Origin of the sequence: Ferrimicrobium acidiphilum DSM 19497, from assembly GCF_000949255.1 — a bacterium.
GTDB lineage: Bacteria > Actinomycetota > Acidimicrobiia > Acidimicrobiales > Acidimicrobiaceae > Ferrimicrobium > Ferrimicrobium acidiphilum.
In genome coordinates, this window is the sequence record NZ_JXUW01000006.1 from 61,081 (window position 1) to 82,040 (window position 20,960).

13 protein-coding genes are annotated in these 20,960 nt (G+C 55.0%); 7 read left to right on the plus strand and 6 right to left on the minus strand.

Annotated features, from left to right (window positions below):
* Positions 1 to 131 precede the first annotated feature (131 nt).
* From FEAC_RS04550 to FEAC_RS04565, 3 genes are all read right to left on the minus strand, one after another.
* Complete coding sequence (locus FEAC_RS04550) at positions 132 to 2,627, minus strand: glycosyltransferase family 2 protein (protein ID WP_052565580.1); 2,496 nt, start codon at positions 2,625 to 2,627, stop codon at positions 132 to 134.
* Entirely contained in the window at positions 2,624 to 4,798 is a 2,175-nt protein-coding gene (gene purL / locus FEAC_RS04555; protein WP_081901320.1) for a phosphoribosylformylglycinamidine synthase subunit PurL, read from the minus strand. Before purL ends, FEAC_RS04550 begins: the two co-directional genes overlap by 4 nt.
* Positions 4,799 to 5,956: 1,158 nt before the next feature.
* On the minus strand, positions 5,957 to 6,337 hold the full coding sequence (locus FEAC_RS04565) for a hypothetical protein (RefSeq protein WP_035392547.1): 381 nt from the start codon (positions 6,335 to 6,337) through the stop codon (positions 5,957 to 5,959).
* A gap of 1,157 nt (positions 6,338 to 7,494) precedes the next feature.
* Between FEAC_RS04565 and FEAC_RS04570 the strand changes: the two genes are divergently transcribed.
* The 6 genes from FEAC_RS04570 to purQ are packed head-to-tail and all read left to right on the plus strand — an operon-like array spanning position 7,495 to position 13,225.
* Positions 7,495 to 8,775 (plus strand): adenylosuccinate synthase, encoded by a 1,281-nt coding sequence (locus FEAC_RS04570; RefSeq protein WP_035392548.1) that lies wholly within the window; start codon positions 7,495 to 7,497, stop codon positions 8,773 to 8,775.
* Positions 8,772 to 10,019 (plus strand): phosphoribosylamine--glycine ligase, encoded by a 1,248-nt coding sequence (gene purD, locus FEAC_RS04575; RefSeq protein ID WP_035392550.1) that lies wholly within the window; start codon positions 8,772 to 8,774, stop codon positions 10,017 to 10,019. The genes FEAC_RS04570 and purD overlap by 4 nt, the downstream gene beginning before the upstream one ends.
* Before the next feature lie 49 nt (positions 10,020 to 10,068).
* Positions 10,069 to 11,397 carry an adenylosuccinate lyase gene (purB, locus tag FEAC_RS04580; protein ID WP_035392552.1) on the plus strand — a complete coding sequence of 443 codons (1,329 nt, stop codon included), beginning with the start codon at positions 10,069 to 10,071 and terminating at the stop codon, positions 11,395 to 11,397.
* The gene (locus tag FEAC_RS04585; RefSeq protein WP_035392553.1) at positions 11,379 to 12,266 is read left to right on the plus strand and encodes a phosphoribosylaminoimidazolesuccinocarboxamide synthase; all 888 of its coding nucleotides are present in this window, start codon (positions 11,379 to 11,381) and stop codon (positions 12,264 to 12,266) included. The genes purB and FEAC_RS04585 overlap by 19 nt, the downstream gene beginning before the upstream one ends.
* Positions 12,267 to 12,290: 24 nt before the next feature.
* Positions 12,291 to 12,548, plus strand: coding sequence for a phosphoribosylformylglycinamidine synthase subunit PurS (gene purS / locus FEAC_RS04590; RefSeq protein ID WP_035392555.1), 258 nt, complete (start codon positions 12,291 to 12,293; stop codon positions 12,546 to 12,548).
* A complete protein-coding gene (gene purQ / locus FEAC_RS04595; RefSeq protein ID WP_035392557.1) occupies positions 12,545 to 13,225 on the plus strand; it encodes a phosphoribosylformylglycinamidine synthase subunit PurQ in 681 nt (226 codons plus the stop codon). Before purS ends, purQ begins: the two co-directional genes overlap by 4 nt.
* A 378-nt stretch (positions 13,226 to 13,603) precedes the next feature.
* Here purQ and FEAC_RS04600 read toward each other — a convergent pair whose 3' ends face one another.
* The 3 genes from FEAC_RS04600 to FEAC_RS04610 all read right to left on the minus strand — a co-directional run bounded on the left by FEAC_RS04600 (position 13,604) and on the right by FEAC_RS04610 (position 18,579).
* Positions 13,604 to 16,003: a hypothetical protein gene (locus FEAC_RS04600; protein WP_152623081.1), complete on the minus strand. Its 2,400-nt coding sequence runs from the start codon at positions 16,001 to 16,003 to the stop codon at positions 13,604 to 13,606.
* Between the two features lie 275 nt (positions 16,004 to 16,278).
* Positions 16,279 to 17,139 carry a hypothetical protein gene (locus FEAC_RS04605; protein WP_052565583.1) on the minus strand — a complete coding sequence of 287 codons (861 nt, stop codon included), beginning with the start codon at positions 17,137 to 17,139 and terminating at the stop codon, positions 16,279 to 16,281.
* 666 nt (positions 17,140 to 17,805) lie between these two features.
* Positions 17,806 to 18,579 (minus strand): PhzF family phenazine biosynthesis protein, encoded by a 774-nt coding sequence (locus FEAC_RS04610; protein ID WP_201773839.1) that lies wholly within the window; start codon positions 18,577 to 18,579, stop codon positions 17,806 to 17,808.
* 856 nt (positions 18,580 to 19,435) lie between these two features.
* Here FEAC_RS04610 and FEAC_RS04620 point away from each other — a divergent pair.
* Positions 19,436 to 20,914: a transketolase C-terminal domain-containing protein gene (locus FEAC_RS04620; protein ID WP_035392562.1), complete on the plus strand. Its 1,479-nt coding sequence runs from the start codon at positions 19,436 to 19,438 to the stop codon at positions 20,912 to 20,914.
* The last annotated feature ends 46 nt before the right edge of the window (positions 20,915 to 20,960 follow it).

The window sequence follows — 20,960 nt, forward strand, 5'->3', positions numbered from 1 at the left end:
CAGCCAAAAAGCTGATCTAACCTTTCGAAGCCGGCCGCCAACCTAGTGGAAGTGAACCAAAAAGCTTGGACGGATTCCGGCTCCAAATCTCACGATTTTTAGAGTTCAGGAGAATTCTGGAGTCTGTGGATTTACGCGAGCGCGCCACCGAAACCTGAGTGATGCTGTCGTAAGGTGACACGCAGCGAGCTACGAGTATCGATACTAAGGGCTTCTACGAGAACCGGAGTTGGCCCATTATGGCGTAGGTTCAGCGGAGCTTTGAGAACCCCTTCGTGTGCTTTGATCGTCACCGGATCAAGGTGCAGCCAGGATGGTGTGCTCTTTGCACTCTCTCCGTTGATCGAGAATTGATGGACCCAATTGGCCTTGGGTTCTGTCTCCATGACCCAGATAGTTACACTGTCAATCTCGGTCACGGTTCCCTCCGGTATCGATAGGCGACATTCGAGGTCACCATCCGGTTCGAGTAAAATCGGAGTTGAAGGGAAGTATCGGGCTGGATCTGGACATGGAAGTTCAATGCTGCGGCAAGAATCAAGCCATGGGATTCGAACCCTAGGTGGCCAAGCCAATCCGCCATCGACATCAGAGATCGAAATGTTTGGATTGTGGAAGGGGTCATTGAGGATCTGGGGTGCCCACTTTTGCCAATAACGGATGACCTCGGTACCATGACGTTGTCTCTTGGAGGGCTCAGCGTCAGTGCCACGGGATGCTGACTCATGATGGATGAGCTGGGCTGCTGGGCTGTAACCGACATGGTAGCCCGCCTGGATGAACCTCAAGCAGAGATCGATGTCGTTTAAGGAGATGGCGAATTGTTCGTCAAAACCATTGATTGCCTGGAAGGCGGTACGGGAGACAACCATGGCGGCACCGGTGACAGCGGAGAGACGCTGCGTGAGCACAATTTGACCGTTTGGTCCGGTGGCACCACGTTCGCTGTATTTGTAGCGATGGCCTGGTTCCCCGATGACATTCAATGTTATTCCACAGTGCTGGACAGTGTTATCTGGGTATAGCAACAGAGCCCCTACCGCCGCCATCTTGTCCTGCTGGCATAGACCGACCATCTCTGTGAGCCAGGATGGATTGATAGCCTCGGTATCGTTGTTGAGCATGCATATGTAGTCAGCCTCTACTTGGGAGATTGCCCAGTTGTGCATGGCGGCGTAGTTGAATGGGTGAGGGTAATCGAGGACGCGATGTCGAGGACGTGACTTTACCTCTTCGAGAAGGGTGAGAGTCTCTTGCTCATCGCTCTCGTTGTTGATGATCACGATCTCGTAGTTTGGGTAGTCGGTTATTGCAAGGCTTTCGAGGCACTGACTGAGGAGGTCAGCATGGTTCCGAGTGGGGATAATGATCGACACCTTCGGGTTGCCGACAGGACGAAAGTGGATCAAATGGTAAGCATCTTCAGCGACAGGCTCGATGGTTGCAGGCAGTCTGCGGCGTTCGATCGCCTCGGCGACCGCTCGCATTCCGTTCGCCATCGCTTGCGGTTTGAGTTGCACCTTGATCGCGGTCGAGCCCGTGGCCATCCGCCAGTGGTATAGGATCGCTGGAATATGTTGGATCTGGGATTCGTCGACGATCTCGGTCAGTCGGAGCGCGAGATCCCAGTCTTGAGAGCCATCAAAACCTAGCCGCTGCCCACCAACCTGATCGAGCTCGACTTTGCGGACAACGAAGAAGTGGGTCATGTAATTTTGGGCTAGAAGCAACAGCGGATCGAAGTCGGGCTTGAAGTAAGGGCTATAGCGTCGTCCGTCAGGCGTGAGTTTGTCCTCGTCGGAGTAGAGTATGGCGGTATCGGGGTGCTGGTTGAGCGTAGCCACTACCCAGGCAAGACTATGAGGGCGCAGCAGGTCGTCGTGGTCAAGGAGACCGACGTACTCGCCAGTCGCCATGGCAAAGCCGTCGTTGGTGGCTGCAGCAATGTTGCCAGTCTCGACTCGCATGTGCGAGATGATGCGCTGATCAACTTGGGTGTATTCGTCTATGATCTGGCGAACCATGGGTTCTGTTGAAGCATCGTCCACGATGCAGAGTTGCCAGTTGGGGTAGATCTGGGACCTGACCGACTCAATCGCCTCGCGCACGTACTCGGGTGGAGAGTTGAAGGTGGGCATCACGATCGAGACGACTGGCTGGTACGTTAACCCTCGAAGATAGGAGCGTATAGCCGGTTCGTCGATCTCGTTATCGTACTCACGGACCCACGCGAGGTAGGACTCGATATCGAGCTTCTCCTCTTCTGTTGAACCGTGTTGTGACGGTGGCTGGTCGATGAGCCGGCCCCCAAGGCCTGGACGGATGCGATCAAGGAGCGACGGGAGTTTAGGGTTACGGCGCGCCTCGGCAGCGAGTCGGGGGACGACATCTCGCTTCACTATCGCCGAGAGGGAACGTACCCCTTTTGTGAGCTGCCAGCTAGTTGATGCGAGAACTTCGGCGAGCTGCGCACTTCGAGTGGATAGCTGGCGGGCAAGATCATCGCGTTCGATAGCTCGATTATCGAGGACTAGGTGAAGGTATTCGACCTCGCTGAGAGCTTGCGCATGTGAAGTGCGGGTAATAGTGCTGGGGATCACGGCGCGACGCCGTTTTGGAGGGGTCATGCCACTCCTATATCAATCGAGAGCTGAAGCCAGTCTTCGAATTCAACACTGTCACCTCCGAGTTCGCCGATGACTGCCGTTTGCAATCCCTCGTTCCTGAGGTAGTCGAGTAGCTCAGCCGGCTTCTCCGTGGCGAGCAGGAAGCGGCTCGGGTGTTCGCCGAGCAAGGCCTCTACACTTGCATCCGCCAGCTCGATTCGAATTCCCTTTGCTGCAAGGCGAGCGAGCTTCACGGTTCCGGCGAGGAGGCCTCCAGCGCCTAGGTTGGTAGCAGCGTTGACGAGATCATCGGCTGTCACCAACTCTGCGATCACTCCAAGTAGGTGATTGAGACGCTCAAGGTCGATCGCAGGGAAGCTACCTCGTCTGTCGCCGATGATTTCGGCAAAGACTGATCCGGAAAGGCTTGGCGTCTCTCCGGTCGTCACCAAAATCACGTTCCCACTAGCTCGACGTGGATCAGGAACCGGATGGGTGGGAAGTGGCCGGTATCCGATGGTTGAGACCACCGGAGTTGGATCGATGTCACTTCCATAGGCTTCGTTGTAGAAGCTGACGTTGCCACCAATGACTGGGACGCCAAGTGCGGTGCAGATCTCCGTGATCCCATCGATCGCCTCTGAGAACTGCCACATCACCTCGGGGTGCTCAGGGTTTCCGAAGTTGAGACAGTCAACGAGTGCGACTGGAGTAGCACCGACGCAGGCGAGGTTAGCTAGCGACTCAGCCACCACCGCTAGTGTCCCCAATTTAGGGTCTGATCGTGACCAGAGCTGGTTGCCATCGACCGATAACGCCATGGCTAAGTCAGTGCCACCTACACCTGGTGCACGAATAGCGAGGAGGGAGGCGTCAGCACCGGGGGTGACCAGGGTATTGCGAAAGAGCATGTGATCGTATCGCCGGTAGATAGAGCTCGGGTCAAAGTCGAGCGTCTTTAGCACCTCGAGCGCGATTGGATGCCAGTCGTCGGGTGGTAGGACGCTTTGATCTGTTCGAACCCGAAACTCGGCAGGCTCTTGTTGTGGACGATCATAGAGCGGAGCCTCATCAGCGAGGGCGGCGGCTGGGATTTCGGCGACGAGCACGCCATCGAAGTAGGCTCGAAGTACTCCTCGGCCAGCGTAGAGTCCCTCCTCATCAGGTGGGGTGACCGTGCCGATCACGGTCGCTAGCACCTCCTCGGCCTCACAGATGGCTAGCACCTCCTCCAGATGCTCTGGAGCCACGATCGCGAGCATCCGTTCTTGCGACTCTGAACATAGGATCTCCATCGGAGTCATCCCGGTCTCACGGACCGGCACCTTGTCGACTATGACCTCCATTCCATTGCCGGCGTTGGCGGCGGTCTCCGAGGTCGCACAGGTGAGCCCAGCGCCACCGAGATCTTGAATTCCAACCACGAGTTTGGCGTCCAGCAGGCGTAGACACGCCTCTATTAGCTTCTTCTCCTCAAAGGGATCACCGACCTGTACCGAGGGTCGCTTGTCACTCGAGGCGTTATCAAAACCGCTCGAGGCGAGAACCGACACACCCCCGATGCCGTCTCTCCCGGTGGCGGCACCGAGGAGGACGACATGATTGCCGGCTCCTGAGGCCAGCGCTCGCACCAGTTGGGTCGTCTCGGCGATGCCGACTGCGACTACGTTGACGAGTGGATTCTCCGCATATGGTGGCGCGAAATGGATCTCCCCACCCACGGTTGGGACGCCTACGGCGTTGCCGTAGGAAGAGATTCCTCCGACGACGCCATCGAAGATCCATCGAGATCGAGGATCATCCTGGGTTCCCATCCAGAGGGAATCAAGGAGAGCAGTCGGGCGTGCGCCGACGGTGAAGATATCGCGGAGAATCCCACCGACTCCGGTGGCTGCACCCTGGGTTGGTTCGATTGCGCTCGGATGGTTATGGCTCTCCATCCGAATGGCGACCGATATCTTGTCGGTCGCGGCGACGACTCCGGCGTTCTCGCCTGGCCCCATGATGACCCGGGGACCGGACGTGGGTAGCCGACGAAGATGGATACGGGAGGACTTGTACGAACAGTGCTCAGACCACATGATTGAGAACATGGCAAGCTCAACGAGATTGGGTTCCCTTCCTAACTGGTGCACTATCAATTTGAACTCGTCGTCGGTGAGGCCAAGTGGCCTATATATTTCGCTCTCCACGCTCTAGGAGCTTACCCTATTTGGCATCGGTCACCAGGACTTGGTGAGATGGTTGCAGCTAGCGGTGCCGATTTGGCACACTGATAGGTTTCAGTGACCGTTAACAGCCGGATCTGGCGAAGAAACCCTCAAAGCCTCCGAACTCAGTACGCCCCGGCTCGAGATCCAGCCTTCGCTCGCTGTCACGGCTAACTCGACGGCTGTTGGAATCGGTCTAGCAGACTAGATGCGCGAACGCTCCGTTGAGGCAGGTTCTACCTTGTACTACTATCGCGCTAGAGAGTATGCGTTTGGAACCATGTTCGCAGCTAGCTTGATAACGGATAGGCACCAACTCAACTAGAAGACCATATTAGAACTGGGTCTTCCGAACGAGTTAGGCCCCCCACCAAGACCTGTCCCGGGTAGCTGGTACGCAACCGATCATGTCAACACGACCGGCGTAGGAATCTAGCCTGAAAATTGCTTGCCGTCTAGATGCGGTGGTGGAGATAACTATCCTCCGAAAACCAATATGTGGGAAATGTGCAACCATAAAATCAGCGGTGATAGTCAGAGTCAGCCATGCGCGGGCTCTCAGAAGCTTTTGGTCAAGGTGACGCAGATCGTTCTCCATAGTGCTACAAAAAGAGCCCTGTGTAGTGTCTGGAATCGAACCTTGTCTGCGACAACTCAGATTAGCAAGCCAAAGTTGGCGAACTCATCCGCCGATACCGGTTCATCGCCACCAGACAAGTTTCGAGTGGGCTGGTTTCCACTAGACAAGTTCCCACTGCGCCAGTTGGTCGGTACAAGCCAGTTAGTTGTGTTTGCATAATGGGGACGCTACTAGTTAACACAAACAGCGAAGCTGTAGGTAACTCAAACAGCGGAGTCAGAAGTCTGGTGCGCAAGGGCGAGCTGATTCACCACATAGAGAATGGTGCCTGTCCCTAGCGGCTAAAACCGATAGGACGAGGACAGAACGCGCAGTGGCTGCTACTTGAAATCCAATGGTACAGCTGAAAAGAAGCGAGAATGAACGCGGTCATTGCACGCGAAGTGGACGACACCAAGACCATCTAGTGGCCTCCTGCGCCTCACCTCCCTGTCCTCGTGCCGTCGTAAAACGACATTTTAGCTAGGGAAGTGAGAGGCGACTAGGAGTAAGGGTGTCGATCAGGCGTGTGGCCGAATGCCAGCTTTGGCAAGAATGGATGCTGGTACACCAGCCTCCAGCCAGGTCTCGTAACGGATTCCTTTGCGAGCTGAGTAGGAGGCGGCGTATTCCACGAACAACTTTTCAAGCTGAGTGCCATCGTTTGCAGAACCAAGTCGCTCTAACTCCTGGTTGAGATCGGCACGCTTTTGTAGCAGGTCGACTCGTCGAATCCCACTCACTTCGGCCAGTCTTTTCTCGATCTCTTCTAGTTGGACGCGCACCTTGCCAACGTCACGCTTACGACCTCTGCGGGGCTTAGAGGTCTCAAGGTGTGCAAGATAATCATTAATCGCCTTATTCTCTAGTCGCAATGAACTCGTAGTTCCTTTTTCTGCCATCTTCTAATCTCCTCATATTTTCTCAATTCCGCAGGCTCGTACTGGGTACTCTTTCACCTGTGGCTCAGTTTGTGAGATGGCGAACAGACTTAAACTTCCTGTTCATCCTCTCGACGCCCGTTTTTCCTGCACATCAGTGGCGTAGCCGAACCGTCGGAAGCTGATTACTTGCACAGTACAACCAATAATTCGATGCAATTGCCAGACCGAGGTCTTCATCTTGTAACTCCATGCCCGATGGAAATCGCAAGACTGTCAGCTGATCGTGTTGACATTAAGCAAAAATTAGCTATTACTCCAAGTTTCTCCGCAACCGAATATTCAGCCTTGGCCACCACCACACTCTAGTCTACTCATTCTTTCCGGTCCTATTGCGTTCTAAAAATGTCTAATTGTGTTTGTAGAAATCCTGAATTGTAGTTGAGACTGCGCTGAGTTTTGCTTATATGCTCTTTGCCCTGCTTCTAGCGTTGTGTCGCGGTAGAAGTAAGTGGTTGTTCGCTAGCGAATCGCTGCCTTTACCTCTTTTGCTGGTGGTGCTCTCTCATTCTGCAACGTCGTGGGCCCTGGCTAACCTTGCTGTTGTCGGTTAGTCGGTGTAGAGATGATTGTTGTATCAAGGTTATAGTAGACCAGGATTCGTAATCAGTATTGCTGATTATTCTCGATCGATTTACTCGGTGTTGCCACGCATGTGAGGTTACGTAACACGTGAGCAACCGAGGAGATTGAATCGGCATCGAGAGGGAGGCGCTCTCTCCTATTGTGTGGGCTGTGCTGGCGAGTCCACCCGCAACGCACCCAGTCGTCTCTCTTGCATGTAACCGGATGGTTGTCGATTGAGTACGAACTGGTTGGGATATATGGCAGGGTAGGTCTCGTACTGCCGGTCTCGTACTGCCAATTCTGCACTGTTGTGCTCCGACAAGCCCTTATTGCTCGTACTGATGCGCTCATGTAGAGTCGGGATCTGGATAACTCGCGTCTCCTACGAGTTCGAGACGCCGTTGATGATGGTGTATGCAGATGGATAGGCTCTTCTGCTCGGGCTGGTGCACTGCTCCATGTGCTTGTGGCAAGGGCGAGACAGTTTTGGCGAGTAAGCTGTTCTGCGGCTATGGCCGTCGTCGCGATGATCGCAAAGGGAGCACGTATCGATGAGTACCACCGTTGTTTTGGGAACCCAATGGGGCGACGAGGGTAAAGGCAAATTTACCGACCTCTTTGCCGCTGATATGGCGGCGGTTGTTCGCTACCAAGGCGGACACAATGCAGGTCATACGATCGTGGTCGGTGATGAGACTTTTGCACTCCAACTGGTCCCGAGTGGAATTCTCTATCCGCATGTGACTGCGGTTATCGCCAACGGAGTGGTGGTCGACCCGAAGGTGCTCTTCGAAGAGCTCGATCTCTTGGAGAGTCGAGGTATCGATACCTCGAAGCTGGTCGTATCGGGTAGTGCACATCTTGTGATGCCCTATCATCATGAGATCGATCGCCTGACCGAACGTTTCCTCGGAAAGAATCAATTAGGAACGACCCGTCGTGGAATCGGACCAGCCTATGCCGATAAGTCAACGCGTATTGGCCTCAGGGTTCAGGACCTACTCGATGAAAAGATCTTCGCCGAGAAGCTCGATGTCGTTCTGAAAGAGAAGAATCAGATTCTTGCAAAGATCTATAACCGCCTCCCTGTCGATGCCGAACAGATTCTCGCCGACTATCTCGGTGAGTATGCGCAACGGATGGCTCCACGGATCGTCGATACAGTCAAGCTTTTGCACGATCTATACAATCAAGGGCAAGGCATTTTGCTCGAGGGGGCTCAGGCCACCTTCCTCGATCTCGATCACGGAACCTACCCTTATGTCACCTCATCGAACCCAACCGCTGGTGGTGCCTGCACCGGTACCGGTCTTGGCCCACGTCAAATAGATCGAGTGATGGGGGTGGCCAAGGCCTACATTACCCGGGTCGGAGCTGGGCCATTCCCCTCTGAACTCACCGACGAGATCGGTGATCTCCTAGTTGATCGCGGTCATGAATACGGAACTAACACAAAACGTCGCCGCCGGGTTGGCTGGTTCGATCTGCCGATGTTGCGACATGCGGCAGCTCTTAACTCGTTGTCCGATCTCGCGATTACCAAGGCCGATGTGCTCGATACTCTCGACACCGTGAAGGCCTGCATCGGCTACACCGTCGGTGGCGAGTACACCGAGGACTGGCCCTACCATCAGTCGGACCTGCATAAAGCACGAGCCGTCTATCAGGAGTTCCCGGGGTGGAAGAGGGATATCGGTGGCTGTCGCGTGCGTGCTGATCTGCCCAAGGAGTTGATGTCCTACTTGAGCTTTCTCGAGGAGAAGAGTCAGGTAGCTATCTCGTGGCTGGGCGTTGGACCCGGTCGTGATCAGGTGGTAGATCTGCGCGCATGAGGATCGTCATTGTTGGTCAAGGAGGACGAGAGCACGCCTTTGCCCAGAACCTGTCGCGAGAGCACGAGGTGATCGTCACCCCTGGTAATCCTGGCATGGAGGCGGATGTAACCGTTAGCGACCGGGACCCGGCCACACTCGCGCCCGACCTTGTCGTCATTGGTCCTGAGGCACCGCTGGTCGATGGACTAGCGGATCGACTTAACCACAAAGGCATCACAGCACTAGGACCCGGTGCGGCCGGCGCCCAGCTGGAGGGGTCAAAGGCCTTCTTAAAACAACTCTGTGCCGAGGCAGGAGTCCCAACTGCTTCCTTTGGTGTCGCGACCTCGATCGAGGCGGGTCTCGAGTTGTTCGACCGCTTTGGGCCCCCGTACGTGATAAAGACTGACGGTTTGGCGGCCGGCAAGGGTGTGCTGGTGACCCAGGATCGTGCCGAGGCTGAGGAGGATCTGGCGGCCAAACTTTCTGGTCTATCCTTTGGGGCTGCGGGTACTCGGGTTGTTATAGAGGAGGGGATGCTTGGTCCTGAGCTCTCCGTCTTTGCACTCTGTAATGGAGAAGATTTTCTTCTCCTGCCGCCAGCACGGGACTACAAGCGCCTCCTCGATGGTGACCGCGGCCCCAACACCGGCGGCATGGGCTCTATCTCGCCGGTCCCGGACGTCACCGCGGGGGTGATCGATCTGGTCGCCTCGTCGATGATCGCACCGACGCTCGCTCGTCTGGGGGAACTTGGCATTGAGTATCGAGGTATCCTCTATGCCGGGGTTATGCTGACCCCGTCTGGACCAAAGCTAGTCGAGTATAACGTACGCTTTGGAGACCCGGAGGCGGAGGTGGTTCTCCCTCGGATCACCAGTGGACTCGGAGAGGCGTTGTTGGCAGCAGCTCGAGGTGAGACGATCCCTAGCGTTCAGGTATCCAATCAGAGCGCGATCACCGTCATCCTCGCTGCCCCTGGTTACCCTGACTCCCCGGAGCGTGGACTCGAGATCACCGGCGTCGAGGAGGCTCGGGCATCTGAGGAGGTATCGGTCTTTACGGCTGGAGTCGCGAGGCGTTCCGAGGAGTCAGCGGCCAGCAAGCGTTTGCCGTATCAGGATCTTGCAACCGATGGTGGACGTGTGCTTGCGGTGACCGGTATGGGTGATACACCTATCGATGCCAGAAGGCGAGCCTATCGCGGTGTAGAACTCATCCACTTTGATGGACTCCAGTATCGTCGGGATATAGGGTTTTGATTGAATCGGGATTCGGCCGTCTGGCCCTCTCGAAGCGAAGGAGAATGAGATGATTCCAAGGTATGAATCAGCGGAGTTGGCCGCGATCTTCTCCGATCGAAGGCGTATGCAGCTTTGGCGAGATGTCGAGCTGGCGGTGGTGCGAGCGATGACTGACGCTGGCGAGCTGAAGTCGAGCGAGGTCGCTCCTTTGTTTACACATGAGGTAGAGATCGACGACGATTTTGTCGCTCGAGTCCTAGCTCGCGAGGCGGTGACCAATCATGATCTAGCTGCCTTTGTCGACGTCCTCCAAGCCGATTACGACACCCCCGCTGCTCGCTTTATTCACTTTGGTCTCACCTCTTCAGATATCGTCGACACCGCCCTCTCGCTTCAGATTGTTGCGGCTATGGAGCTCCTGCTTGATGGTGTCGATCATCTGCTTGCGACCTTGCGAAGCCAATCGCTCAGATATCGTCGTACCGCGATGCTAGGCCGTACCCACGGTATGGCTGCTGAACCGACGACCTTCGGCGCCAAGTTAGCGCTTTGGACGCTGGCACTCGATCGAGAACGAACTCGGCTCGTGCGTGCGAGAGAACAGATTGCGGTTGGCAAGCTCTCAGGAGCGGTCGGGACCTATTCGAATATCGCCCCAGCGCTCGAGGCGACGGCTCTGTCAAGCCTTGGACTCGACCCTGCTCCTGCTACCCAGGTGATTGGCAGAGATCGACATGCGGAGGTGATCATGGCGCTCGCCTCAACGGCGGCGATGATCGAGAGCTGCGCACTTGAGATTCGTCACCTTGCTCGCAGCGAGGTGATGGAGGTGCAGGAGCCATTTGCTCCCGGCCAGAAGGGTTCATCGGCGATGCCGCACAAGCGTAACCCGATCCTCTCTGAACGCCTCTGCGGCATGGCACGGCTTGCCAGAGGCTTTGTAGTACCCGCTCTGGAGGACATCTCCCTATGGCACGAGCGAGACATCTCACACTCCTCGGTGGAGCGAATGATGGTCCCAGACGCCTTTCAGTTGGTGTTCTATATGGTAACTCGCTTTGACCGGTTAGTGGCCGACCTCGTGGTTCACGAGGAGTCGATGGCACGAAATCTGGCCAACACCCACGGACTCATCTACTCACAGAGTCTGCTTCTAGCGATGGTACGCACCGGCCTCGATCGTGATGAGGCCTATCGAATTGTCCAGGAGGCGACCACTCGAGTGCTCGCAGGCGAAGGTGAGCTCGGTGATCTCTTGACCAAGGACGAACGTTGCCCGCTGCCGGCGTTGATGATCGAGGAGTTGACCTCGATCGACCGACTTCTGGCGAACCTTGATCCACTCTTTGGTCGTCTCACTACATTGGAGGGCAGCCGATGGAACTCGAACTCATAGCTTCTGGCAAGGTTCGTGAGGTCTATGCCGTTCGCGATGACCCGACCAAGTTGCTCATGGTGGCTACCGATCGTATCAGCGCTTATGATCGCGTCTTCGCCGAGCCGGTGATCGACAAGGGGCGGCTCCTGAGTGCGATCAGTGCCGCCGCGTTCACTGCTCTTGGCGATCGATTCCAAACCCATTTTGTTGATGTCCCGATCGATGTCCCGGCTCAGTTTCTTGGTCGAGCGACGCTCGTGAAGCGAGCAGCGATGATCCCAGTTGAGTGTGTCGCCCGTGGATACCTAGTTGGGAGCGCCTGGGATGCCTACCGGACCGATGGAACGGTACAGGGTGTAGCCCTGCCGACGGGCCTCGGCTTTGGTGACCGACTCAAAGAGCCGATCTTTACTCCGACGACTAAAGAGGAGACTGGACATGACCGGCCCTTGACTCCTTTGGAGCTACGTGATCTTCATGGTATCGAACTCGCTCAACGTTTAGAGGAGTTAACCAAAGCTATCTATGTCGCGCTGGCTACTTGGTTCAGCGAGCACGGGTTGACTCTGGTCGATAGCAAGTTCGAGTTTGGTTGGGTCGATGGCGATCTGGTGCTGGCCGATGAGATCGCCACTCCTGACTCCTCGCGGATAGTGCGAGGTGAGCCAGGAGCTAGTCCAGAGTGGCTCGACAAACAGCTGCTACGCGATTGGCTCTCGGAGCACGGTTTTCGTGGAGACGGTCAGGCACCAGTGTTAAACGGCGAGTTGATTGAGAGCGTACAAGGAGCCTATCGCCAAGTGTATGAGACGCTTTCGGGCCGTTCGTTTGACGATTGGCCAGGTGGGCATGATGCCTATCGTGGCGTAGACCGCGTTCAGAGCTAGAAGACGAATGAGAGTGGAGAGGTCATGAAGTATCGTATCAGTGTCCGAGTGATGCCCAAGGCTGGGATCAGCGATCCCGAGGGAAAGGCGATTCATGATGCCGCCCTTCAGCTTGGCTATGGAGAGGTCGTGCAGGTCCATGCTGGTAGGTCCTTCGAGGTTGAAGGTGAGTACGACTCAAGAGATGCGGCCGAAAATGGTGCTCAGAAGCTAGCAGAACGACTGTTGGCCAATCCGGTGATTCAGACCTATGAGATCGTAGCCGTTGAGGAGCTCAGATGATTGGCATCGTGGTCTTTCCGGGCTCAAACTGTGAGTTCGATGTAGAGAGTGCCTTCCGCGAGCTTGGAGAGGTGAGCAAGTTCGTCAGTCATCGAGAACGCGAACTCGGGGACTATAAAGCAATCATCATCCCTGGGGGGTTCTCCTATGGCGACTACCTGCGTAGCGGGGCGATCGCTCGATTCTCTCCGATTATGGATGCAGTTTCGCGCTACGCCGACAATGGAGGCAAAGTGGTCGGGATCTGCAACGGTTTTCAAGTGCTGACCGAGGCCGGGCTACTGCCAGGGGCTCTGCAACGCAATGCAGGACTCAAGTTCGTGTGCGGAGAGGTCAAAGTAAGAGTTGGGACTACACGCTCGGCTTTGACGAACCTGATGGCGGAAGGAGAGGAGTTCAGTCTCCCGATCAATCACTTTGAAGGCAACTACACCGCCGATCGTGCCACCCTTGAAGACCTCGAAGAGCACCATCAAGTTGTTCTGCGATACGTTCAGAACCCCAACGGTTCGGCCAACGACATCGCAGGGATAACCAATCGCGAAGGAAATGTCGTTGGGCTCATGCCTCACCCAGAGCGTGCCGGGCTTGGCTTTGGATTACCCGGTTATGCGAGGCGCATGCTGGGCTCCGTGGTAGCCATTGATTCCGTCTCAGCGGTGAAGTCAGCCCATTAACGCGTCCGAGTTCACCATTCGGCATATCAAGTCTATGAGGAAAAAGAGAGTCTATCTTTGCTTGCGTTGTCAATGCGGTAGACCTTCAGATCATGGTGGGGACTCCTCCGTTGTGATGAGTTCTCTGTTTCGGGCATAGGATCACCGCAGGAGCCCCCTGGGGCGAGTGCAAACTAGATTGAGCTGGTCTTGCATATTTCGGTGGATCCGGATGGGTATGCTTGAGCGCTTCAGGCCAGGGAGACTGAAGTCGCTACCGTGACTGTGGTTCGCGTCATGTCCGGTCCTATCCCTTACCCTCCAGAATCGCGATTATAAAACAGCGACGACGAAGGCCATGTCCTCGCAGGGCTTCTACGGTAGGCAGGTGAGTCTTGTTCATAAAGCTCCCCGGTCGTGGATGAGTCTGTTGGGGGCCCTTGTTCGTCTGCGGTTCTGCACTCCAGCGGCGGCCAGCACGAGCCATAACAGAGAAACAAAGCTGAGACCAGCTACCCCAATACGAAAGCTCCAAATATCCAACTGAGTCGTATAGTTCAATGACACCGATGAGACCCCGGAGCCCGGCACTCGTACGGCAACCCACAATCCGCCGTCAACGGAGCGGCAAGGTCTTGCCTGTCCGTTGACGGCGCATGTCATGCCTGGAAGATAGGTATCTCGCAAGATGACTAGCCCGCTGGATTTCGCACTCACCCTAATCACCACTGACTCTGTCGTCGCTACCCGGCTGATTCCCCTTGTGTTGTCTGCAAGCTTAACGGAGTGCTTTGGATGCGTTAGGTATGCAGTCTTTGGCATTATTCCACCAGTGGCCTTTATTGCGCTGATTGATTTTTGCAAGCCTGCCTTATTGCTTGTTACTTCGATAACCCTGTTGGGCCTGGCAACGATCGGATCAACTCCTCTAAGCAGGTAACTATAGACTGAGGCGGAGTCCTTCTGAATGCTGCTACGTAGATCTGCTTTACCCAGATAGCAGAGCTGGTCTCCGTTGCTGGCAGTATTTGTAGTCGCTGCGCAAGTGGGAATCGTTTGTCCGCCGAGGGGAGATAGAGGACTCATACTGACAACCTCGTTCACCCCCAGACTTCTCAAGGCGACAAATAGGTGCTTAGTGAGTTTTGCAAAATAGAGGCTCGGAGCTATTCCATAGGTTCCCGGCTCTTTGTCACTGGTCAGCTGCGGTGGGGCTATTGTGTTCATTACTTGGCGATATGGGTTAGGCATAACGGGACCATATACTTGCACTGAATTGGTTAAGGATGGAAGTTGCTGAAATCCAGGGGCAAATACTAACTCACTTGATGGATTGATCTTTCCATTAACCACACTGGTGAGGACCGCATTTCCTGATGCAGGAAAGAGGTTGCTTGGTAACAAAATAACTGTCATCAGTGCGAACACCACAAACACTGGAGCGTTTGTTTTTAGTGGATGCGAGATTAAAATGGCTGCAATAAACACAACTATGGCTGCTATTGCGAATATCACCGCCCCATGCGCAGTGTCGATGTGTGGTGCTAATGACCCGGCGCGCAATTGAGTGTCAAAGCGTAAATAGAGGATGATATCGACTCCAACAGCTATAAATAGGCATATGATCAACTCATACACGCGATATTTACGACCAATCGTGATAACGAACCCGAGCAGTAGACACCATGGCAACCACCAGGCAAACTGCAGAAAGCGGATCATTAAAATGGGATCGAATGGGAAGATATCGAAGATTTTAAGGATACCAAATGTGTTGGCGTATTCGAGTATCCCAAAGCCGACTAAGAGAGTGCTTGGAATCACAAACCATAGAGCATCGCGGGAATATCGGAATGCTCCAATAATGGCGAGCAAAACCACAACACCAAGTACTGGAGTTCCCAATGTCCACACAGTTTGACCAAAATCTTGAGGTTGTGCCGTTAGTGCGGCACCAGCGATCCGCGGTATTGTGAGAGTAGCAAGCCAGAACTTGGGTACGGCTGTTAGATATGCGGTGGGCTGATTCGACCCCATGCCTTGGTTGATCGCGGTCAGGGTTGGAAGTATTCCTATGCTGCCAATGGCTACCCCAAACGCGCCTCCGATACCAGTTAGGAGGATTCTAGTCGCGTCCTTGTGGAGTGTGGAGAACTTAACTATCATGCCACAGACGAAGATTATGGTAATTACTAATTCAAGCGGTAGTACCTCTTGAAATCCGGATAGTGCGAGCATAACTACAGCGGTTACGAGTCCAACCCAATAGAGCAGACGCTTCGGCTTGTTGGGGTCGAGGAGATAACGCAGCGCAAGCAATACAAAGGGTAGGACCATGACTGGATTGAGCATTTCCATGTTGACGTTTGGGGGTGCAAACCCTACAAGACTAGCCGCGGTTCCGACAGCTAGGCTGGCGATCATCGATTGGCCAATTGACGACGCCAATAGATACGAGCCAAAGCTTAGGATGATTAGCCGCATCATATTCCACACTGAATAATTGTTAGGAAGGAGTAGATGCATTAGGATTTCGGGTGGGAACACAGGGACGCTTTGAGTGGCTAACAGTGGTAAGCCATAGGCCTGATAGGGATCGACTATAGGTAGGCGAAAATGAGCCCAAGCAGATGTTACTAACTGCTCAAGGGGCATAGTGATTGGGCCGCCTGCAATAGGGTCTCCTACGAAGAGGGGCCCTGATGGAAATGATAAGTTTGTCTTTAACGCTGCATGACCAGTGAGTACGGGAAAGTAGATAATGCCAACTAGAACAATGAAAAAAATTAGTGATGCCAAGTGGCGCACCCATGGTGGCCATGATCTGATGGGTGGAAGATAAGTCGTCATCTAAATTAGGGTCCTTCCTGACTGGCCAAGAGCTGATGTAGAAGCGTGATTGGAGTTAGGTAATCAATTTAGTTGCAACGGCCTCGAACGTGAGACGCGGGCCTTCTTCAACGCTGCTACGAGTGGCGCTGATGGGTTAATGCGGTCGAGGAACGTGAACCTCATGCATAGTAGTGAAGGATTAGCTCGAATCCGGATCGGTCTCGAGCCGCGCCAATGGAAATTTACCGTATGAATGGTGCATTGACCACGATGCCTCGTTGTTTTCGTGCGATGGCAACTTGCTGCGACATGGCTTCTTCAATGCGTCTTTGGCTTGGTGGCTCATCTGCTACAACCAGTGGCAACACTGGAGTGTTTGTGGCCTTAGCCAAGAAGTAAGCCCTTCGCTTGGCTCGTTCGAGGTCGTGCACTTCAATGGTAACGGAAGCTTCCACGGCTATATAGAGGTGCTCGCCTGTCGGCGTCTCGCCCTCAAGGATGGCGTCGAGCAGATCGAGCTCCTCCTCTTCGTTCTCTTCTAGTTGAGAGGAGAGCTCGTAACGCTCATCGTAGCTGAGCGAACGCACTGCACTCAGGTCTTTACGTCGAATATATGACCGGGGATTGGCTAATATGTCGCTTTCGAGGTGCCGTCCATCCATTTTGCCTAGCCGATTCTCAACCCGCTCAAGCCGATTCTCAACCCGCTCAAGCCGATTCTCAACCCGCTCAAGCCGATTCTCAACCCGCTCAAGCCGATTCTCAACCCGATCCAACCGCTCGGTAAGGGCAGCGATCTGAGCATCAACTCGATCCAACCGCTCGGTAAGGGCAGCGATCTGAGCATCAACTCGATCCAGCCGCTCGGTAAGGGCAGCGATCTGAGCATCAACTCGATCCAGCCGCTCGGTAAGGGCAGCGAGCAGGTTAGATGTCCGGTCCAGTTTGTCGCCGATCGAAGCTATCTGCCGAGTGTTTTCGCTTACAAGCTCGGGCAACGTCTGTAGACGTTCGCCGAGGATCTCCGCTCTGACGGCGTCTTTCCACTCAGGGTTCTCCCTGAGTGCCTTGAGCAGATCGCTTGTGGTGTTGATGACCGCCATTGATGCTTATCCTAGTTGAGCTGCCTTGTGCTGGTTGAACGAACAGGGGCGCGAGTCCTGTCCGTAATGTCGAGGTCGAGCGACTTCATTACTTGTCAGATTGCTGACTCGTAGTAGAACTATGAGTATACCTGAACGTTGACATCCTGTCGAGGGCACGACTTACCTGTTCTTTCGCGCCGCTCATGCCTATGGTGGGATATCCACTACATTTGGGGTCGGTCGGTCGATAGAACAACGTGATCTGTGGGTGCACGGAAGAAAGCGGCAGGTCTCCAGTAGTTTGTCAATACTCGAACTGGCCGAGGATCGCAAGGAGAGTTGGCCGAACGAAGGATCTTCCGCAATTCAGCAGCAGGTTTGGCGAGGCTTGGATCGTGTTTTAGGGCACCTGTTGGAAAGAGCTGGCCATTGCGGACGACCAACCTGGTGCAAGGCCGGAACCAACCAAGGCTATCCGGTGCGAAGTTTGCCTACCAGGTAGCTCCGCCGTAGATGGGCTCATGTGTTATTTCGTACGCATGGCTGGGTTGAATCCGGTTTCACTCGTTGATGCAGAGACATAGCACCTGTCTCGGCGGCGAGAGCAAACCCACCAGATTTAGAGGTTGCCTAGCTTGTGGTGGTCATTTAAAAATTGATCGCCACCCTGTGATATGGATGCCGTTAGTCGATTGCTAGCTTGAGGTGCCCTATCGTCACAGCGCTCCCACCCAAGGAGACGCGATCGCCGTTCAGGTTCATCGATACGAAGCCACCTCTTGGCGATGCTTGCTCAGCATATAAGCGATCCTTTTCGAGCCGCTTGCTCCAGTAGGCAGCGAGGGTGCAGTGAGCAGATCCGGTAACAGGATCCTCAAGTACACCGACTCGTGGTCCAAAGACGCGGCTGACACAGTCGATATCGGGGTGGTCTCCGGGTGCGGTGATGATGACACATCGGGCATCGATAGAAGATAACCCCGTGGGATCAGGGGTGTATGACCTGACGGCGTTGGCGTCATCGAACACGACCAGCATGTCAAAGACGCCTCTTCCGGTCCAGACTACTGATGAGGATGCGAATTGAGCAGGAGCATCAACCGGCGTTGGCGGGTCGAGTGGAAAGTCCATAGTGATCTCGCCGTCCTTGCCGTTGCTGCACTTAAGTATTCCACTAGCTGTGTGAAATGTGGCTACACCCCCTAAAGCGTGCGCCGCTGCCAAGGTCGCGTGTCCACAGAGTGCAACCTCGGTAGTGGGCGTGAACCAGCGCAGGTCGTAGCTACCGTCTGGTCGTGGCGCTACAAAGGCGGTCTCGGAGAGGTTCATCTCAGCCGCAATCGCCTGCAAGTAGTGGTCATCAGGGAAGCCCTCGCAGAACGCCACCGCCGCCGGATTGCCGGCGAATGGACGATCTGTAAAGGCATCCACGAGCTGTAGATCGGAGATGAAAGGCACGATGAGAGTCTATTGTCTGAAACCAAGCTGGTGACTTGCTCTAGTTATAGAGCCAGTCGTTTGAGTCGATGCCGTCAGGCGATCACCGTTCACCCAGCTGCTTGGCTGGCTGAATCTGACTTGCGCAGTGTCGCTTGACAGTCTTCATCTCTGCTTTCTAGATCTGGTGGGAGTTGGAGGTAAGCATTCTGTATTGGCATGGTCTTGCGCTAGTTTCTTCGTTCGTTATTGACAAATACCTATGGCGGTCTGACGGGCTATTGATCGATATCGGGTGGCGAACTCTTCGACTGGCATAGATCTAAAGAGGGTGGCTGGGTGTTAGATGCAGCTGATTTGCTCTCCATTCGAGTATCGCCAGATGATCCCCAGCAAGCTAGCCAGCCCAAGCAAGCTGAACCGTGGGTTGATACCTGTCTGTTCCTAAAGATCTTTGTATAGTTGCGCACGTAGTGAGATCTATCCACATCCGGTTGATAAGAGATCTTCGCCTCTTATATCATGCGTAGTTGTACGGAGAACGTGTTCGTGACCGTGGATCTACGCACAGCACGGGAGTGTCCCCATGTTGGTTTAAGAGTTGCTTGTTCCCTCATGGTTTGCGGCAGCTTGTCTGGCGGCGAATGGGAGGCTCTCTGGTCTGATCTGGGGCCTGAGTGTATCGAGATCGCTGTAAAGGGTAATCGCACCGTCGTGATCCAATGGCTACAAAGGGCTATCGCGTTTGGACTCGCCACCCTTGTCTGGTGTCTTTGCCCGGTAATCGGGCGACTGTTGGTTGAACTTGTGAGATATTTCTTCGAGGAATTTTGAAGGCGAGAGCTATTGCCATGTGAGGTGCTCTAGAGTGCTACCCATGGCCTTCCGATCCCGTCCACAGACACGTTTTCAAGCAGAGCTCCCGGCTCTAGAACTCGAGGAACTGGCGAGGCGGTACTGTTGGCTCCGTTATATCGATACGCTAGGAATCTACCGGGGATCGCCGCTTGCCTTACTTGGCCTTGCTCAAGGCTTGCGAGGCTCCTTAGGGTTGGGTGTCGCATCTGACCGTGGCGCGCTCGTCGTAGGTGGAGTCTCCCCGCTTGAGCACCTCTATCGTCCTAGACCGGCATCGCTCTCTGATGCGGTGGCTATGGGCCTTCTGGCCCACGGCCAGGCCGATGCTATCCTTGGGGAGCTCGGCTTCGATGGTGATCTTATCACCCAGGTAGAGCTACTCGGTGAAGCGGTACGATTGGGATTGAAGCTGGTAGTGATAGCTGAGGCGGATGATGCTCGGGGGGTTGACGCAGCCAGATCGCTGGGCTGGCGGGTTGAACAACTCGACGGTGGCGACCTCTTGGAGGGCTGGAATCTTGGGAGAGCTCTTTGGCATGGCCTTCAGGACCAAGCTACCCCGGTGGTGGTTGTGTTTAACGGATTTGCCGATACCTTCGACATCGACGAACTTGGCTACCTCGCACCACAGACACTTGATCGTTTTGAGCGCGAGGCTATCGCGGCGGCGAGTAGGTTGGCCGATGACCCACGACCGGATCTGGCTCGAACGGCGGCGAAGCGGCGACTTGCGATGACCATGACCGAGTTCGAGACCGAGTCGGTCTCCGAGCTTGTCACCACCCTCGCCACCACCCTTGGCGCCGGTTCCATTCTGGTGGCCACTGGAGTCGCCGATCGCCTGAGAGCTTTAGAACATCAGCAACTTGTACGACTCAGCGATCCACGTCCTCTTGCGGAGGCACTACTGCGCTGGGGAGGCTTCCCAGTCGTCGTAACTTCGAAGGCCCCGGATCGCGGTACGCAGATGGACGCTGTGATAATGACGTTCGACAGGGATATCCGTCCAGGACTCACGGGCATCTTCGTGGAGAGCCACGAAGAGCTGACCTACTTCATGGGTCGTCTGATGGGAGATGCCGTCCCACTTACACATGACTATCTTGTAGTAGGCGACCAGCTCAGCCGGGATGGCTTTGGCCGCGTCGAGAATCCGACTGGACGATGGTTACGCCCGGTCAGTGATCTCGCGGTGATCACCTGGGGTCGCGGCGTCCAGGTCGCCCTGCGTGCATGTACATTTCTAGAGGAGTCTGCTGGCCATGTCGGCGTTCTAGAGCTTCATCAGCCAGGGCTTGTCGACGAGAAACTGTTGGCACAGGCGATGACGGCGAGAAGAATCTGTATCCTCTATGACGGGACTCCAGACGTCGGCTATCAGCTGGTGACCTATCTTCAGGAGTATTTCTTTTCGCAGCTGAGCGCACCGGTGCTGCTCAGATCAGCCCGCCCTGGACCCGGGCCCATAGCGGTAGTCCTGCGTGGTCTGCTCCCGTAGCGAGACGCCAACTGTCTCCGATTGCTAGCTACCATTTTTGGCTAGG

Coding starts and splice junctions, on each gene's coding strand:
- FEAC_RS04550 (WP_052565580.1), bottom strand. CDS start 2,627: ATGACCCCTCCAAAACGGCGTCGCGCCGTGATCCCCAGCACTATTACC.
- FEAC_RS04565 (WP_035392547.1), bottom strand. CDS start 6,337: ATGGCAGAAAAAGGAACTACGAGTTCATTGCGACTAGAGAATAAGGCG.
- FEAC_RS04570 (WP_035392548.1), top strand. CDS start 7,495: ATGAGTACCACCGTTGTTTTGGGAACCCAATGGGGCGACGAGGGTAAA.
- purD (WP_035392550.1), top strand. CDS start 8,772: ATGAGGATCGTCATTGTTGGTCAAGGAGGACGAGAGCACGCCTTTGCC.
- purB (WP_035392552.1), top strand. CDS start 10,069: ATGATTCCAAGGTATGAATCAGCGGAGTTGGCCGCGATCTTCTCCGAT.
- FEAC_RS04585 (WP_035392553.1), top strand. CDS start 11,379: ATGGAACTCGAACTCATAGCTTCTGGCAAGGTTCGTGAGGTCTATGCC.
- purS (WP_035392555.1), top strand. CDS start 12,291: ATGAAGTATCGTATCAGTGTCCGAGTGATGCCCAAGGCTGGGATCAGC.
- purQ (WP_035392557.1), top strand. CDS start 12,545: ATGATTGGCATCGTGGTCTTTCCGGGCTCAAACTGTGAGTTCGATGTA.
- FEAC_RS04605 (WP_052565583.1), bottom strand. CDS start 17,139: ATGGCGGTCATCAACACCACAAGCGATCTGCTCAAGGCACTCAGGGAG.
- FEAC_RS04620 (WP_035392562.1), top strand. CDS start 19,436: ATGGCCTTCCGATCCCGTCCACAGACACGTTTTCAAGCAGAGCTCCCG.